General features: G+C 50.3%; 1 protein-coding gene. It reads left to right on the top strand.

Features of this window, described 5'->3' with window-relative positions; genetic code table 11:
- Positions 1-969: peroxidase family protein (locus tag R7E42_RS25920; protein WP_318073375.1), on the top strand; the 969-nt coding region annotated here is incomplete at its 5' end.
- Between the last annotated feature and the right edge of the window lie 31 nt (positions 970-1,000).

The following is a 1,000-nucleotide window of genomic DNA, read 5'->3' on the forward strand; positions in this document are numbered from 1 at the left end:
GAAGATATGTTTGCCCGTGCGTGGTTCAAACTGACTCACCGTGATATGGGACCAAAATCGTGCTACCTAGGCCCAGATGTACCTAGCGAAGATCTGATTTGGCAAGACCCAACGCCAGCAGGCAAAACGGACTACAACGTCGATCTTGTGAAAGGCAAAATCGAAGCGAGCGGCTTGTCTATCGCTGATTTGGTCGCCACCGCTTGGGACAGTGCCCGAACTTATCGTGGCTCTGACCGACGTGGCGGCGCAAATGGCGCGAGAATTCGCTTGGCTCCGCAAAAAGATTGGCAAGGTAACGAGCCAGAGCGTCTAAGTCGTGTTCTTGCTGTGCTAGAAAGCATCGCAGCAGAAGAGGGCTGTAGCGTTGCTGATGCTATCGTGCTTGCTGGTAACGTAGGTATTGAACTGGCTGCGCGAGCGGCGGGTCATGATGTATCTGTGCCTTTCGCACCAGGTCGAGGCGATGCTTCTCAAGATATGACGGATGTGGAATCGTTCGAAGTGCTTGAACCTGTGGCTGACGGTTTCCGAAATTGGTTGAAGAAAGACTATGTGGTGAAGCCGGAAGAGTTGTTGCTCGACCGAGCGCAGCTTATGGGTTTGACAGCACCAGAAATGACGGTACTGATTGGTGGTTTACGCGTTCTGGGTAGCAACTACGGTGGCAGCAAAGATGGCGTCTTTACCGACCGTGTGGGTACGTTATCGAACGATTTCTTCGTAAACCTCACCGATATGGCTTACACATGGAAGCCAACGGGTGAGAACCAATACGAAATTCGTGATCGTAAAACAGACCAAGTGAAATGGACGGCGACTCGAGTGGATCTTGTCTTTGGTTCAAACTCGATTCTACGTTCGTACGCGGAAGTGTATGCGCAGGATGATAATCAGGAAAAATTCATCCATGATTTCGTCGCTGCATGGACGAAAGTCATGAACGCGGATCGTTTTGACTTGCAATAAGTGAAACGATGTTCATCGATAGATGTGTGAA

Source organism: Vibrio sp. Vb1337, from assembly GCF_033338715.1.
In the GTDB taxonomy this organism is placed as follows: Bacteria; Pseudomonadota; Gammaproteobacteria; order Enterobacterales; family Vibrionaceae; genus Vibrio; species Vibrio alginolyticus.